10 protein-coding genes are annotated in these 15,912 nt (G+C 70.1%); 1 reads left to right on the forward strand and 9 read right to left on the reverse strand.

Annotated elements, in window-relative coordinates:
- Positions 1 to 350: 350 nt before the first annotated feature.
- From ACFYS8_RS35750 to eccD, 9 genes are all read right to left on the reverse strand, one after another.
- Positions 351 to 2,036: a ribonuclease J gene (locus ACFYS8_RS35750; RefSeq protein WP_387649637.1), complete on the reverse strand. Its 1,686-nt coding sequence runs from the start codon at positions 2,034 to 2,036 to the stop codon at positions 351 to 353.
- A gap of 172 nt (positions 2,037 to 2,208) precedes the next feature.
- On the reverse strand, positions 2,209 to 3,108 hold the full coding sequence (gene dapA, locus ACFYS8_RS35755; RefSeq protein ID WP_387649640.1) for a 4-hydroxy-tetrahydrodipicolinate synthase: 900 nt from the start codon (positions 3,106 to 3,108) through the stop codon (positions 2,209 to 2,211).
- Positions 3,109 to 3,425: 317 nt separating this feature from the next.
- Positions 3,426 to 4,211: an FAD-dependent thymidylate synthase gene (gene thyX, locus ACFYS8_RS35760; RefSeq protein ID WP_035866708.1), complete on the reverse strand. Its 786-nt coding sequence runs from the start codon at positions 4,209 to 4,211 to the stop codon at positions 3,426 to 3,428.
- 34 nt (positions 4,212 to 4,245) lie between these two features.
- Entirely contained in the window at positions 4,246 to 4,707 is a 462-nt protein-coding gene (locus ACFYS8_RS35765; RefSeq protein WP_387649643.1) for a hypothetical protein, read from the reverse strand.
- Between the two features lies 1 nt (position 4,708).
- Positions 4,709 to 5,455: a 4-hydroxy-tetrahydrodipicolinate reductase gene (gene dapB, locus ACFYS8_RS35770; protein WP_387649646.1), complete on the reverse strand. Its 747-nt coding sequence runs from the start codon at positions 5,453 to 5,455 to the stop codon at positions 4,709 to 4,711.
- A gap of 46 nt (positions 5,456 to 5,501) precedes the next feature.
- Entirely contained in the window at positions 5,502 to 6,857 is a 1,356-nt protein-coding gene (locus tag ACFYS8_RS35775) for a M16 family metallopeptidase (protein ID WP_387649649.1), read from the reverse strand.
- A gap of 139 nt (positions 6,858 to 6,996) precedes the next feature.
- On the reverse strand, positions 6,997 to 9,204 hold the full coding sequence (locus ACFYS8_RS35780; protein ID WP_387649651.1) for a polyribonucleotide nucleotidyltransferase: 2,208 nt from the start codon (positions 9,202 to 9,204) through the stop codon (positions 6,997 to 6,999).
- A 374-nt stretch (positions 9,205 to 9,578) separates the two neighbouring features.
- Positions 9,579 to 9,869 (reverse strand): 30S ribosomal protein S15, encoded by a 291-nt coding sequence (rpsO, locus tag ACFYS8_RS35785; RefSeq protein ID WP_387649654.1) that lies wholly within the window; start codon positions 9,867 to 9,869, stop codon positions 9,579 to 9,581.
- Positions 9,870 to 9,957: 88 nt separating this feature from the next.
- Positions 9,958 to 11,424 carry a type VII secretion integral membrane protein EccD gene (gene eccD / locus ACFYS8_RS35790; protein ID WP_387649657.1) on the reverse strand — a complete coding sequence of 489 codons (1,467 nt, stop codon included), beginning with the start codon at positions 11,422 to 11,424 and terminating at the stop codon, positions 9,958 to 9,960.
- Between the two features lie 512 nt (positions 11,425 to 11,936).
- On the opposite strand from eccD, the gene eccCa reads away from it, so the two are divergent.
- Positions 11,937 to 15,896, forward strand: coding sequence for a type VII secretion protein EccCa (eccCa, locus tag ACFYS8_RS35795; protein WP_387649659.1), 3,960 nt, complete (start codon positions 11,937 to 11,939; stop codon positions 15,894 to 15,896).
- The last annotated feature ends 16 nt before the right edge of the window (positions 15,897 to 15,912 follow it).

Consider the following 15,912-nt stretch of genomic DNA (forward strand, 5'->3'; position numbering starts at 1 on the left):
AACCGATCCAGTAGGACCGGCCGGGGATGTCAACATATCTGGCGTTGACTTTTGGCACGCTGTTGAGTTCTCAAGGAACGGACACTTCCTTCAGGCGGCCTTCCGACCGGCCCTCCGGGCGCTTCGTTCTTTCGTGTTCTCAGCTTATCAGATGTTTTCCGCTCCGTTTTCCGGAGTTTCATTCATTCCGATTTGCTTTGGCCTTTCGGCGCTCCCGAACTCTATCAGAGTTTCTCGGCCTGTTTTCCCCGCCCCATTCGAACGAATTCGAATTCGGAGCGAAGCCGCACGACCGTGGGGCAACCCGGAGAACATTACGCACCGGGCTGCCCCAGGTCAAATCAGGTCGGTCAGACCTCGACGACGACCGGGAGGATCATCGGGCGGCGCCGGTAGTTGTCGGCGACCCACTTGCCGACGGTCCGGCGGACCAGCTGCTGAACCTGGCGGACCTCCAGGACGCCTTCCCCGGCGGAGCGGGTGAGGGCTTCCTCCAGCTTGCCGGCGATGGACGCGAATGCCGCGTCGTCGATGCCGGAGCCGCGGGCCTGGAAGGTCGGGCCGCTGACCATCTTGCCGTTGGTGGAGTCGACCACCACGAAGACGGAGATGAAGCCCTCTTCGCCGAGGATCCGGCGGTCCTTGAGCGAGGCCTCGGTGATGTCGCCGACCGAGGAGCCGTCCACGTAGACGTAGCCGGCCTGGACCTTGCCGGCGATCCGGGCGACGCCCTTCTCCAGGTCGACGCAGACGCCGTCCTCGGCGATGACCACGCGGTTGCGCGGGACGCCAGTGGCGATGCCGAGGTCGGCGGCGGCGCGCAGGTGGCGCCATTCGCCGTGGACCGGCATCAGGTTCTTCGGCTTGCAGATGTTGAAGAAGTACAGGAGCTCGCCGGCCGAGGCGTGGCCGGAGACGTGCACCTTGGCGTTGCCCTTGTGGACGACCTTGGCGCCCCAGCGGGTGAGGCCGTTGATGACCCGGTAGACGGCGTTCTCGTTGCCGGGGATCAGCGAGGAGGCGAGGACGACGGTGTCGCCCTCGACGATGCGGATCTGGTGGTCGCGGTTGGCCATCCGGGACAGCGCGGCCATCGGCTCGCCCTGGGAGCCGGTGCAGATCAGCACCACCTCCTTGTCGGGGAGGTCGTCGAGGGTCTTGACGTCGACGATCAGGTTGCCGGGGACCTTCAGGTAGCCGAGGTCGCGCGCGATGCCCATGTTGCGGACCATCGAGCGGCCGACGAAGGCGACCTTGCGCTTGTACTCGTGCGCGGCGTCCAGGACCTGCTGGATGCGGTGCACGTGGCTGGCGAACGACGCGACGATGATCCGGCGATCGGCGTTCGCGAAGACGTTGCGCAGCGCGGCGGAGATGTCGCGCTCGTGCGGGATGAAGCCGGGGACCTCGGCGTTGGTGGAGTCCACCAGCAGGAGGTCCATGCCCTCTTCGGCCAGCTTGGCGAAGGTCGGCAGGTCGGTGAGGCGGCCGTCCAGCGGGAGCTGGTCCATCTTGAAGTCACCGGTGGCAACGACCATGCCCGCGGGGGTGCGGACGGCGACGGCCAGGGCGTCGGGGATGGAGTGGTTGACCGCGATGAACTGGCAGTCGAAGGGGCCGATCCGCTCGCGGTCGCCCTCGGCGACCTCCAGGACGTAGGGGCGGATGCGGTGCTCGGCGAGCTTGGCCTCGATCAGGGCGAGGGTGAGCTTGGAGCCGATCAGCGGGATGTCCGGGTTCTCCCGGAGGAGGAAGGGGACGGCGCCGATGTGGTCCTCGTGGCCGTGGGTCAGGACGATGCCGTCGATCTTGTCGAGGCGGTCCCGGATGTAGCTGAAGTCGGGGAGGATCAGGTCGACGCCGGGCTGCTCGTCCTCGGGGAAGAGCACGCCGCAGTCGATGATCAGGATGCGGTCGCCGTACTCGAGGACCGTCATGTTGCGGCCGATCTCGCCGAGACCGCCCAGCGGGGTGATGCGGAGGGCGCCCTCCTTGAGTGCGGGGGGAGCGCCGAGTTCGGGGTGCGGGTGGCTCAAAAGACTCTCCTCACGACGCACGCCATATGCCCGGAGGGTTCTTCCCCCGGCGGCATATGGCGTGCGTCCATCGTGGTTACCTGACTGCCGATTTGCCGCGCGCCTTCGGTCCCGGTCCAGCGGCGGACCTGGTGGGGTCCGGCGAGCCGGGGACGCGCACGTCTGTTGTTGGTTACAGGTGTACCCCGCCGGCGGCGAGATCCTCCTTCAACCGGGCGATCTCCGCGTCCGTGGCGGAGACCAGGGGCAGCCGGAGCGGGCCGGCCGGGTGTCCCTGCAGGTTCAACGCCGCCTTGGAGAGAATCACTCCCTGGGTGCGGAAGATACCGGTATAGACCGGCAGCAGCGACTGGTGGATGGCGAGCGCCTTGGCGTGGTCGCCGGCGACGAACGCCTCGATCATGGCGCGCATCTCGGCGGCGACGACGTGGCCGACCACGCTGACCACGCCGACGGCTCCGACCGAAAGCAGCGGCAGGGTCAGGTTGTCGTCGCCGGAGTACCAGGCGAGGCCGGTGTCGGCGATGGCGCGGGCGGCCGCCGCGACGTCGCCCTTGGCGTCCTTGTTGGCGACGATCCGCGGGTGCTCGCCGAGGCGGACCAGGGTGTCGTGTTCGAGCGCGACGGCGGCGCGGCCGGGAATGTCGTACAGCATCACCGGCAGCTCGGTGGCGTCGGCGATCGCGACGGTGTGCCGGTACAGGCCCTCCTGCGGCGGCTTGCTGTAGTACGGGGTGACCGCGAGCAGGCCGTGGGCGCCGGCGGCCTGCGCCTGGCGGGCGAGTTCGACGCTGTGGTGGGTGTTGTTGGTGCCGACGCCGGTGATGACGTGGGCGCGGTCTCCGACCGCCTCGACCACGGCCCGGACCAGCTGGGCCTTCTCCGCGTCGGTGGTGGTGGGCGACTCGCCGGTGGTGCCGTTGAGCACCAGGCCGTCGTTGCCGGAGTCCACCAGGTGGGCGGCGAGGCGCTGGGCGCCGTCGAGGTCGAGCTCGCCGTCGGCGGTGAAGGGGGTGACCATCGCGGTCAGGACCCGGCCGAAGGGCGTCTGCGGTGTGGAGGTCGGAGCCATGGGTCCAAAGCTACTCGTAGGGCGGTGGTCGACAGCCACGCAGGTCCAGGGTTTGGACAGTCCTGGGGGTCGCGGGCCGGGCCCGACATGGGATTCCGGTGCTGCGCGCTCGGGGGTTCACGCAGCACCGGAATCCGTGCCCCGAGCGTATGGAGCGGCCGAGAACGCCGCAATCCGGGCATCTGGGACAAGTCCGTCCATCTGCCCGTCCGCGCAGGTCAGCGGCCGGTTCGCGGGCCGCCTGCGCAGGCCGCACGGGTGAGCACGGCCGGGCCGGGGTCCGACGGTCCGTCAGACCCCGGCCACGGGGTCGGACGTCAGACCTTGCGCCAGCCGGGGACCCAGGCGCCGTCCTCGACGGTGTAGTCGCCGAACAGCGAGGGCGCCTCCTTGACCATCAGCTCGCCGATCTTGCCGAACAGCAGCCGGATCTCCTCCTCGGCGCCCGGCGCGGTGCGGTTCTCGATGACGTGGCGCAGGGTGCGCACGTTCGCCGTCCAGACCAGGCCGGTGGCCAGGCCCTCGGGGGCGAAGCGGCGCATGAAGGAGGTCTTCTCCTTCTTCTCGTGGAACTTGACGCCCTCCTCGTCCAGCCCGAAGTGGTCGGCCATCCAGTGCTGGAACTCCTCGATCTGCTGCATCAGGCCGGTGGCGCGGCCCATCAGCTCCTCGTCCTGCTGCGCCCACTCGGGGAACCAGAACGGGATGTCGTCGAGGCGGACGAAGCGCAGCGACTCCTGGGAGACCGCGACGCCGGCCCGGTGGCGGACCAGCTCGTGGGTGACCACCCGGCTGACGTTGTGCAGCACGAAGGTGAAGGAGACGTGCTCCAGCACCGAGCCGTGGGCGCTGGCCAGGATGTTCTTCAGGTAGACGTCCTGGTCTGTGCGGACCTTGGTGACGTTCGGGTTGAGGCCCGGCTTCCACGAGCGGTAGCAGATCCGGCCGGCGAACTCGGCGAGGTTCTGGGCGTCGTCCAGGTCGCCGCGGTCGACCCGCTCCAGCCAGCTCTCGCCGCCGACGTCCTGCAGGTAGGCCGCGACCTCGTCGTAGTCGAGCTCGGGGCGGGCGATCAGGTGGACCTGGGGTTCGACTGCGCGCATGGGTGATGTCCTGGCTGTTCGGGGGCGGTACAGGTCAGTTTACGGCGGTGGCCGTGGAGTGCCGGTCGTGCAGCTTGATGGCGTGCTGCATGGCCTTGCGGGCGCGCGGTACGTCACCGGCGTCGGCGTAGGCGACGGCGAGCCGGAAGAAGTTCCGCCAGTCGGTGGGGGCGGCCTCGGCCTCGCGCTTGCGGCGGGCGAACACGGCATCGGCGGAGACCCGGTCGATCCGGCCGCCGCCGGTGCGCTTGAGCTCGTCCACGGGCAGGCCGCCCTCGGCCTCCAGCTCACGGGCGAGCCGCTCGCTGGCCCGGCCGAAGCGGACGGTCTGGCGGAGGAACCAGACCCCGATCACCGGGATGACGAAGGCGCACACGCCAATGCCGATGCCGAGCGGCTTGCCGGTGGCGACGAGCTGGACGCCCTCCCCCACGCAGACCACGCTGACCAGCAGCAGGACGCCGGAGAGGATGAAGAAGCCGGTACGAGAGGTCATGTCACAGGTCCAGGAAGTGTTCCAGGCCGAAGGTCAGGCCCGGGTGGTCGGCGATCTTCCGCACGCCGAGCAGGATGCCGGGCATGAAGCTGCTGTGGTGCATGGAGTCGTGCCGGATGGTCAGCGTCTCGCCGGTGTCGCCGAACATCACCTGCTGGTGGGCGAGCAGGCCGCGCAGCCGCACCGCGTGCACCGGGACGCCGTCCACGTCGGCACCGCGGGCGCCGGGCAGGCTGTGCGTGGTCGGGTCCTGCTGCGGGGGCAGGCCGGCCTCGGCGCGGGCGGCGGCGATCAGCTGCGCGGTGCGGGTGGCGGTGCCGGACGGGGCGTCGGCCTTGCGGTCGTGGTGGAGCTCGACCACCTCGACGGACTCGAAGTACTTGGCCGCCAGCTGGGAGAACTTCATGCCGAGGATCGCGCCGATGGAGAAGTTCGGGGCGATCAGCAGGCCGAGCTCCGGGGCGTCGGCGAGCAGGCCGCGGACGGTCTCCAGGCGCTCCTCGGTCCAGCCGGTGGTGCCGGTGACCACGTGGATGCCGTTGCGCAGGCAGTAGTCGAGGTTGCCCATCACCGAGTCGGGGTGGGTGAGTTCGACCGCGACGTCGACCCCGGCGTCGCCGAGTTCGGTGAGCTTCGAGCCACGGCCGAGGGCGGCCACCAGCTCCATGCCTTCGGCGGCCTCCACGGCCTTGACGGCCTCCGAGCCGATCCGGCCCTTGGCGCCGATCACGGCGACGCGCAGCGTCATGTCAGTTGTCCTTCCGGGCGAGCGGGCAAGCGGGCGAGCAGGCGAATCAGGCGAGCAGGTCGGCCAGCTTGGCGGCCCGCCGGTCGTTGATCGGGCCGATCAGCGCGAGCGAGGGCCGGTGCGCCCCCAGCACATCACGGGCGACGGCGTGCACGTCGTCCAGGGTGACCTCGGCCATCTTGCGCAGCATCTCGTCCACCGACAGGTGGTGGCCGTAGGAGAGTTCGGCCTTGCCGATGCGGTTCATCAGCGAGCCGGTGTCCTCCATGCCGAGCACGGTGGAGCCGGAGATCTGGCCGATCGCGCGGCGCAGTTCCTCCTCGGTGATGCCTTCCTCGACCACCCGGGCGAGTTCCTCGCGGCAGATCTTCAGCACTTCCTCGACCCGCTTGGGCTGGCAGCCGGCGTAGATGCCGAACAGGCCGGTGTCGGCGTACGAGGACGAGTAGGAGTACACGGAGTACGCCAGGCCGCGCTTCTCCCGGACCTCCTGGAACAGCCGGGAGCTCATGCCGCCGCCGAGGGCGGCGTTGAGCACGCCCAGCGCCCAGCGGCGCTCGTCGTGCCGCGGGATGCCGGGGACGCCGAGCACCAGGTGGGCCTGCTCGGTGGGGCGGTTGAGGACGGCGGCCTTGCCGGAGGTGCGGACCGGCTTGACGCCGCGCCGGACCTCCGCGGGGTGGCCCTTGGACTTGGCCAGCACCTGCGCGAACGCCTTCTCCACCAGCTTGACCACCTTGGCGTGGTCGAGGTTGCCGGCCGCCGCGACCACCAGGTTCTCCGGCTTGTAGCGGCGGTGGTAGAAGCCCGCGATCTGGTCCCGGCTCAGCCCGGACACGGTCTCCTGAGTGCCGAGGATCGGGCGGCCGAGCGGGCCGGTCCCGAAGATCACCTTGGCGAACAGGTCGTGCACCACGTCGCCCGGGTCGTCCTCCGCCATCGCCATCTCTTCCAGGATGACGCCGCGCTCGGACTCCACGTCCTCGGGCCGGATCAGCGAGCCGGTGAGCATGTCGCACACCACGTCGATGGCCAGCGGCAGGTCGGTGTCGAGCACCCGCGCGTAGTAGCAGGTGTTCTCCTTGGCGGTGAACGCGTTCATCTCGCCGCCGACCGCGTCCAGCGCGGCGGAGATCTCCAGCGCGTCGCGCCGGGCGGTGCCCTTGAAGAGCAGGTGCTCCAGGTAGTGCGTGGCGCCGTTCAGCACCGGGGTCTCGTCCCGGGAGCCGACGCCGACCCAGATGCCGAAGGTGGCGCTGCGCACCGTCGGGAGGGTCTCGGTGACGACCCGCAGGCCGCCGGGGAGCACGGTGCGGCGGACAGTGCCCGCGCCGCCTTCGGTGCCCTTGAGCAGGGTCCGGGTGGTGCCGGGGCGCTGCTTCGCCGCCGAGGCCTGGGCCACGGGTGTTCCTTCCAGCTACTGCTTCACGAGGAGAGCTTCACGAACTGCACGAACTGCATGAACTGCAGGTACTTCACGAACAGGGCGCGGCCCGCACGCGCCGGATGGGGCGTGCGGGCCGCAGGGTGTTACCGGGGTGTCACTCGGAGGCGGCCTCGCCGCTCTCCTCGCCCTCGATGACGGGGATCAGCGACAGCTTGCCGCGCGGGTCGATCTCGGCGATCTCGACCTGCACCTTGGCGCCGACGCCGAGCACGTCCTCGACGTTCTCGACGCGCTTGCCACCGGCCAGCTTGCGGATCTGCGAGATGTGCAGCAGACCGTCCTTGCCCGGCATGAGCGAGACGAAGGCGCCGAACGTGGTGGTCTTCACCACGGTGCCCAGGTAGCGCTCGCCGACCTCCGGCATGGTCGGGTTGGCGATCTGGTTGATCGTCGAGCGGGCGGCCTCGGCGGCCGGGCCGTCGGCGGCACCGATGTAGATGGTGCCGTCGTCCTCGATGGTGATCTCGGCGCCGGTGTCCTCCTGGATCTGGTTGATCATCTTGCCCTTGGGGCCGATGACCTCACCGATCTTGTCCACCGGGATCTTGATGGTGATGATCCGCGGCGCGTTCGGGGACATCTCGTCGGGCGAGTCGATGGCCTCGTTCATCACGTCGAGGATGTGCAGGCGGGCGTCCCGGGCCTGCTTCAGCGCGGCGGCCAGCACGGAGGCCGGGATGCCGTCGAGCTTGGTGTCCAGCTGCAGGGCGGTGATGAAGTTGCGGGTACCGGCGACCTTGAAGTCCATGTCGCCGTACGCGTCCTCGGCACCGAGGATGTCGGTGAGCGTCACGTAGTGGGTCTCACCGTCGATCTCCTGCGAGATCAGGCCCATGGCGATACCGGCGACGGCGGCCTTCAGCGGCACACCGGCGTTCAGCAGCGACATGGTGGACGCGCAGACCGAGCCCATCGAGGTGGAGCCGTTGGAGCCCAGCGCCTCGGAGACCTGGCGGATCGCGTAGGGGAACTCCTCGCGGGTCGGCAGGACCGGGAGGATCGCGCGCTCGGCGAGGGCGCCGTGGCCGATCTCGCGGCGCTTCGGCGAACCGACGCGGCCGGTCTCGCCGACCGAGTACGGCGGGAAGTTGTAGTTGTGCATGTAGCGGCGACGGGTCTCCGGGGAGAGCGTGTCGAGCTGCTGCTCCATGCGCAGCATGTTCAGCGTGGTGACGCCCAGGATCTGGGTCTCGCCGCGCTCGAACAGGGCCGAGCCGTGCACCCGCGGGATGGCCTCGACCTCGGCGGCCAGGGTGCGGATGTCGGTGACGCCGCGGCCGTCGATGCGGACCTTGTCCTTGATGACGCGCTCGCGGACGATCTTCTTGGTGAGCGCGTTGTAGGCGCCGCTGATCTCCTTCTCGCGGCCCTCGAACTCCGGGAGCAGCTTGTCGGCGGCGACGGCCTTGATGCGGTCCAGCTCGTTCTGGCGCTCCTGCTTGCCCGCGATGGTCAGCGCCTTGGACAGCTCGTCCTTGACGGCGGCGGTCAGCGCGGCCAGCACGTCGTCCTGGTACTCCAGGAAGCGCGGGAACTCGCCGGTCGGCTTGGCGGCCTGCTTGGCCAGCTGGGCCTGCGCGGCGCACAGCACCTTGATGAACGGCTTCGCGGCCTCCAGGCCGGCGGCGACGATCTCCTCGGTGGGGGCGTCGGCGCCGCCCTCGACCAGCTTGATGGTCTTGTCGGTGGCCTCGGCCTCGACCATCATGATCGCGACGTCGCCGTCCGGCAGGACGCGACCGGCGACGACCATGTCGAAGACGGCCGACTCCAGCTCGGAGTGGGTCGGGAAGGCCACCCACTGGCCGTTGATCAGCGCGACGCGGACGCCGCCGATCGGGCCGGAGAACGGCAGGCCGGCCAGCTGGGTGGAGGCGGAGGCCGCGTTGATGGCCACCACGTCGTACAGGTGGTCGGGGTTCAGCGCCATGACGGTGACGACGACCTGGACCTCGTTGCGCAGGCCCTTGACGAAGGACGGGCGCAGCGGGCGGTCGATCAGGCGGCAGGTGAGGATCGCGTCCTCGGACGGCCGGCCCTCACGGCGGAAGAACGAGCCGGGGATGCGGCCGGCGGCGTACATCCGCTCCTCGACGTCCACCGTCAGCGGGAAGAAGTCGAAGTGCTCCTTGGGCTGCTTCGAGGCGCTGGTGGCCGACAGCACCATGGTGTCGTCGTCCAGGTAGGCCACGGCGGAGCCGGCGGCCTGACGGGCCAGGCGGCCGGTCTCGAAGCGGATGGTGCGGGTACCGAAGCTGCCGTTGTCGATGACGGCCTCGGCGTAGAAAACGTTCTCTTCCACCTGGAAGATCTCCTCTTTTGTACGTCTCCCCAGGAGCGCCGCTGCGCTTGCCTGCCGTGGCCCGGGCAGTTGGGCCGGTCTTCGATCGAAGCCACCGGGTCCGTCCCCGCGTGTCGGGGGTTCCGGCGGCCACTACCGAGGACCGGCGCCTTTCGGCGTGCGGCGGCGTCTGCGTGTGGACGCTCCTGCGGTGCGGGCGGCTTCCGTTTGAAGCCTTGTCGGCCCGCAAGGGCGGGCATGCCCTTTACCTTACAAATTCACACCCTATCGAGCGCGGCTTTACGGCGAGCTGTTCGCGGGGTGCGGTCGCGAGGTGGCGCGGAAAGCGCCGAAGGGCGGCTCCCCGGTGAGGGGAGCCGCCCCTACGAGCGGTGTCAGCGGGCGCCGCCGGCGGCACCGCGGCGGATGCCGAGGCGGTCCACCAGGGTACGGAAGCGCTCGATGTCCTTCTTGGCCAGGTACTGCAGCAGGCGGCGACGCTGGCCGACCAGGATCAGCAGGCCACGACGCGAGTGGTGGTCGTGCTTGTGGAACTTGAGGTGCCCGGTCAGGTCCGAGATGCGGCGGGAGAGCATGGCCACCTGAACCTCGGGAGAGCCGGTGTCGCCCTCCTTCTGGCCGAACTCGGCGATGATCTGCTTCTTGACGTCAGCGGCGAGGGCCACGGGCATCTCCTTAGGTGTGTGCCGAGTGGCCCTGGTCGAAAGCACAGGGCCTGACAGAACTCGGACGGATCAACGATACCAGCGCGGCTCAGCCGGTCGCGCCGCGCACCACGTTGTAGATGTTGAGCACGGCCAGCGCCAGCGGCACCAGGGCGATCAGCATCAGGCTGTCGACCATGTCCAGGATGCGGCCCCAGAACGGGGACACACCGGAACGCGGGACGATCAGCGCGATCGCGATCATGATCGCGGCGCCGGCCGCGATGGACGCGGACAGCCACACCGTGCGCAGTTCGCCGGTGTCGCTGCCGCCGAGGGCCGCGGCCGCCGCCAGGTGCATCGGGGTGTGCAGGGCCAGGCCGAGGATCAGCAGCGACAGGCCGGCCAGGCCGGCGATGGTGAGCGCGAACACCTGGGCGGTGTAGCGGAACAGCCGGGCGCGCAGCATGGTCGTGACGCCGATGGCCAGGGCCAGCAGTTCGGCCCAGCTGCGGTCGCTGAAGCCGAGCACGGTGCAGGCGCCGACGATGGTGGTGGCGGCGCCGCCGACCAGGCCGACCAGCACCTCGTGGCCGCGGCGGGCCTGGGCGGCGATCCGCTCGTACTGGACGGTCTCGGCGCTGGCGGTCTCCTCGCCGTAGGCGGTGCCGCGGGTGCGGGCCTGGCCGGGGGCGCTGAAGCCGACGGGCAGGCGGGCGAACCGGGCGGACAGCGCGGGCAGGAAGCCGACCGCGGCGACCGCGGCGACGCCGGTGACGGCTGCGATGTCGGTGATCGCGGTGCCGGACATCAGCACCGCGGCGAAGGTGGCCAGGGTGCCGGCGGCGGCGACGAAGGCGGCGGCGACGAACACCGAGTCCTTCTCCGGCAGCAGGCCGACCAGCAGGACGGAGACCACCAGCACGGTGACGCAGCCGACCAGGAACTGGAGCCGGCCGGGGCCGTCGCCGGCGCCCGGGACGTCGATGATGCCGGAGCCGGCCAGCATGGCGTGCGGCAGCGCGCCGAGGCCGAGCGCGAGCGCGGCGATGTGGTCGTCGTAGACCCGGGCGCGGACGGCGGCGTAGGTCACCAGCACGACGGCGGTGACGCCGGCCAGGATGCCCGGCAGGCCGAACATGTTGTGCCGCAGGTCGGAGAACCACAGCGCGAACGCCAGCAGGGTGAGCAGCACCGTGCCGGAGATCAGGCCGAAGGCCCGCATCAGGTCGGGGCTCCAGAACCTGCGGTCGGCCTCGACCGCCGAGGCGATGGCGTCGGCAACGTCGTCGTAGACGGCCGGCGGCAGCGACTCGGAGAACGGGCGAAGGCTCAACAGGTCACCGTCGCGGACCTGTTGGGCCGCCAGCGGAAGTCCGCTGTCGAGCACGGTGCCATCCCGCCGCACCAAATGGAACCCGGTCGGTGTTCCGTCCACCTGGGTCTGCCCGGAGAGCCGCAGCACTTCCGGGTAGATGTCGGCGAGCGGGACGTCCTCCGGCAGGGCGACGTCGATCCGGCTGTCCGGTGCCACCACGGTGACCCGGCAGAAACCGGTCGTAGCGTTTGTGCTCACCGGCCCTCTCCCCCTCGTTGGCTGTGTCGGCAAGTCTGCTGACCACTCGTCGACCGGTTCCGGAACTGTCACGGCCCGAACGAGAGTTGGCGCGGCGTCACCTTACCCCCTCGGCGCAAGGACGCACTGCGTCGGGGGCGTGGACGGGGCGCGGGCGGCGCGTGCGGGTGGAGGCGGTGCGCAGGCGTGCCGGGGGTTGTGTGTTGACGCCCGGTCAGAACCCTGCCGGTGGCCGACCCCGTGGACGAACGGCTTGCCCAGCGCAGTAGGATCGGCCCCTGCGCACGGCGTACGGGGGCGGCGATCGAAGACGCGACAGCCCCGCACGCCTGCGGTTCGGCGGAGCGGGGGCGGCGTCATCACACGGGGCGCCCTCACCGTACGTATCCAGATGCGTGAGGGCGGATTGTGAGCGAGCGATGGGGGTGCCCCCGACTCTGTGCCCGGGGAGGGCGCACCGTTGACGACGGGGAGTCGCGCGCTGCGGCTGTCGCTGGGGGCGGGGTGATGGCGTGAGTACGGTGACGGTCAAGCGTCCGCCGCGGGCGTTCCCGCCTCCGGTGTCGGAGGAGCCGGTCGAGCTGGTTCCGCCGCCGGAGTTGCCGCGGGGCGGTGGCGAGGACTGGATGATGTCGCTGCTGCCGCTGCTCGGCATGGGCGGTTCGGCGGCGTTCTTCTTCTCTCCGGGCGCACAGGGCCCGATGAAGATGATGGGTGTCCTGATGGTCGCGTCGACCGCCGCGATGGCGGTGGCGCAGATCGTCAAGGCGCGCAAGGGCGGTAGCGCGGCCACCTCGGACGAGCGCCGCGACTACCTGAAGTACCTGCAGCAGAAGCGCCGCGAGGTGCGTCGCACGGCCGAACGGCAGCGCGGGGCGCTGCTGTTCACCCACCCGGAGCCCGACCAGCTGTGGTCGATCGTGGCCGAGGGCCGCCGGCTGTGGGAGCGCCGGCCGACGGATCCGGACTTCGCACAGATCCGGGTGGGCCTGGGCCCGTTGCAGCTGTCGACGCCGCTGGTGGCGCCGCAGACCGCGCCGATGGACGAGTTGGAGCCGCTCGCCGCGGAGGCGATGGGCACCTTCATCAAGACCCACGGCACGCTGCAGGACCTGCCGCTGGCGGTCTCGCTGCGCGCCTTCTACCACATCACGGTGTGCGGCGACCCGGACTCGGTGTACGGCAACGTCCGGGCGATGGTGGCCCAGTTGGCGACCCTGCACTCCCCCGAGGACCTGATGATCGGGGTGGCCGCCGCGCCCGGCGCGGTGGAGGAGTGGGAGTGGGCGAAGTGGCTGCCGCACACCCAGCACCGCAAGGACAGCGACGGCGCCGGTTCGCGGCGTCTGATCGCCTCCGGGCTGGGCGAGCTGGAGGAGCTGCTGGCCAACGAGCTGGCCGGCCGAAAGGGCTTCTCCCGTGACAGCACGCCGAGTTCGGACCAGCCGCACCTGGTGGTCATCATGGACGGCGCCTCGGTGCCGGTCGACTCGGTGATCGCCGGTCCGGAGGGCGTCCAGGGCGTCACCGTGATCGAGGTCGTCCCGGGTGACCTGGACGAGCCGAACGGCCACCTGGTGATCACCGTCGGCAAGCACGAGCTGCTGCTGGAGGCCGCCTCCGGTGCCAGCTACCCGGGCAAGCCGGACACCCTCTCGGGGTGGCAGGCCGAGGCGCTGTCGCGGCAGTTGGCGCCGTTCCGGGCGTCCGCGGGCGGCGACGACAGCGACCCGTCGCTGGTCTCGATGGACTTCACCGAGATGATGCACACCGGCGACCCGGGTTCCTTCGACCCGGCCCGGCACTGGCGCCCCAAGCCGATCCGCGAGAAGCTGCGCGTCCCGCTGGGCGTCGGCAGCAACGGCGAGTACGTCTGGCTGGACATCAAGGAAGCCTCGCTGGAGGGCATGGGCCCGCACGGCATGTGCGTCGGCGCGACCGGTTCCGGCAAGTCCGAGGTGCTCCGCACCATCGTGCTGGCGCTGGCGGTCACCCACTCGTCCGAGGTGCTGAACCTGGTCCTCGCGGACTTCAAGGGTGGTGCGACCTTCGCCGGTATGGCGGAGATGCCGCACACCGCGGCCGTGATCACCAACCTCGAGGGCGAAGCCACCCTGATCGACCGCATGCGCGACGCGATCGAGGGCGAGATGAACCGCCGCCAGGAGCTGCTGCGCGCGGCGGGCAACTACGCGAACATCAACGAGTACGAGCGGGCCCGCACCGCGGGTGCGCCGCTCGACCCGCTGCCCTCGCTGCTGATGATCATCGATGAGTTCTCCGAACTGCTCACCGCGAAGCCGGACTTCATCGACCTGTTCATCCAGATCGGCCGTATCGGCCGTTCGCTCGGTATGCACATGCTGCTGGCCTCGCAGCGACTGGAGGAGGGCAAGCTCCGCGGTCTGGACACCTTCCTGTCCTACCGACTGGGTCTGCGCACCTTCTCGGCCGCCGAGTCGCGGGCCGCGATCGGTGTCCCGGACGCCTACCACCTGCCGCCGATCCCCGGCGTGGGCTACCTCAAGTTCGGCTCCGACGTGATGGAGCGCTTCCGGGCCGCGTACGTGTCCGGCAAGTACCGTCCGCCGGGCCAGCAGCGCGCGGTCGGCGGCCGGGTGGTCACCGCCCAGCCGGTGCTGTTCACCGCCGCCGAGGTCGAGATCATCGAGCCCGAGGTGGAGGAGATCCTTCCCGACCCGTCGGAGGAGGAGGAGAAGGACGACGCGCTGCTGGACACCATGCTCGACGTGTTCGTCCAGCGCATGATCGGCCAGGGCCCGCCGGCCCACCAGGTGTGGCTGCCCCCGCTGGAGGCGCCGCCGTCGGTGGACAGCCTGCTGGAGCCGCTGCAGGTCAGCCCGGAACGCGGTCTGACCCCGGCGTCCATCACCCAGGGCAACCTGATCGTCCCGGTCGGCATCGTCGACAAGCCGCGCGACCAGCGCCGCGACGTGATGTACCTGAACTACTCGGGCGCGGCCGGCCACGGCATGATCGTCGGCGGTCCGCAGTCCGGCAAGTCCACCATGGTGCGCACCATCGTGACGGGCTTCTCGGTCACCCACACCCCGGTCGAGACGCAGTTCTACCTGCTCGACTTCGGCGGTGGCGGCTTTGGCTCGCTGGCCGACCTGCCGCACGTCGGCGGCGTGGCGGGCCGACTGGACGTCGAGAAGGTCCGCCGCATGATCAGCGAGGTGCACGGGGTGCTCAACCGCCGTGAGGAGCTGTTCCGCGCCCAGGGCATCGACACCATCGCGACCTACCGCGCCCGCCGTGCCAACGGGCAGCTGCCGGACGAGAACTTCGGCGACGTGTTCCTGTTCATCGACGGCTGGCTGATCTTCAAGCAGGAGTTCGAGGTCCTGGAGCCGGTCATCGGCGACATCGCGCAGCGAGGTCTCGGTTACGGCGTCCACGTGGTGATCACCGCGGCCCGCTACGCCGAGATCCGCCCGGCACTGAAGGACCAGTTGCAGAACCGCGTCGAGCTGAAGCTCGGTGACTCCATGGAGTCCGAGATCAACCGCAAGGTCGCGGTGAACGTGCCGGCGATCCCGGGTCGTGGTCTGACCCACGAGCAGCTGCACTTCCTGTCCGGTCTGCCGCGCATCGACGGCGCCGGCACCACCGAGGACCTGGTGGACGGCGTCGCCGACATGGTCAGCCAGATCAACGCGGCCTGGACCGGCCCGCGCGCCCCGCAGGTACGCATGCTGCCGGCCGTGCTCGACGGCAACTCGCTGCCCAAGGGCTTCGAGCACCCCGAGCTGGGTGTCGCGTTCGGTGTCGACGAGGTCGAGCTGGCGCCGGTGTTCGTCAACTTCGAGACCGACCCGATGTTCGTCATCTTCGGTGAGAGCGAGTCCGGCAAGTCGGCGATGCTGCGCATGCTGATCAAGCAGATCACCGAGCGGTACACCCCGGACCAGGCCGGCATCGTGATCGGCGACTTCCGCCGCTCGCTGCTGGGCGTGGTTCCGCCGGAGTACCTGGTGGAGTACGCGGCTGCCGCGCCCGCCATGTCGGCGATCGTGGAGATGCTGCGCGGCGCCTGCTCGCGTCGTCTGCCCGGTCCGGACGTCACCCCGGAGCAGCTGCGCAACCGCAGCTGGTACCAGGGCAAGGACATGTTCGTGATCGTGGACGACTACGAGCTGGTCGCCACCCAGTCGGGCAACCCGATGGCGCCGCTGGCGGAGTTCCTGCCGTTCGCGCGCGACATCGGTCTGCGTCTGATCGTCGCCCGCAACGCGGGTGGCGCCGGCCGCTCGCTGTTCGAGCCGGTGATGCAGCGCATGCGCGAGCTGGGCGGCCAGGGCCTGATCCTCTCCGGTGACAAGGGCGAGGGCGCGCTGCTGGGCACCGTCAAGCCGCAGCCGCAGCCGCAGGGCCGTGGTGTGTTCGTCTCCCGCCGCATGCAGGCAGGTCAGACGGTGCAGACCGGTTGGCTGCCGACCCTGCAGTAGCCCTCGGGCGAGAATC

The organism is Kitasatospora sp. NPDC004615 (assembly GCF_042873545.1).
GTDB lineage: Bacteria > Actinomycetota > Actinomycetes > Streptomycetales > Streptomycetaceae > Kitasatospora.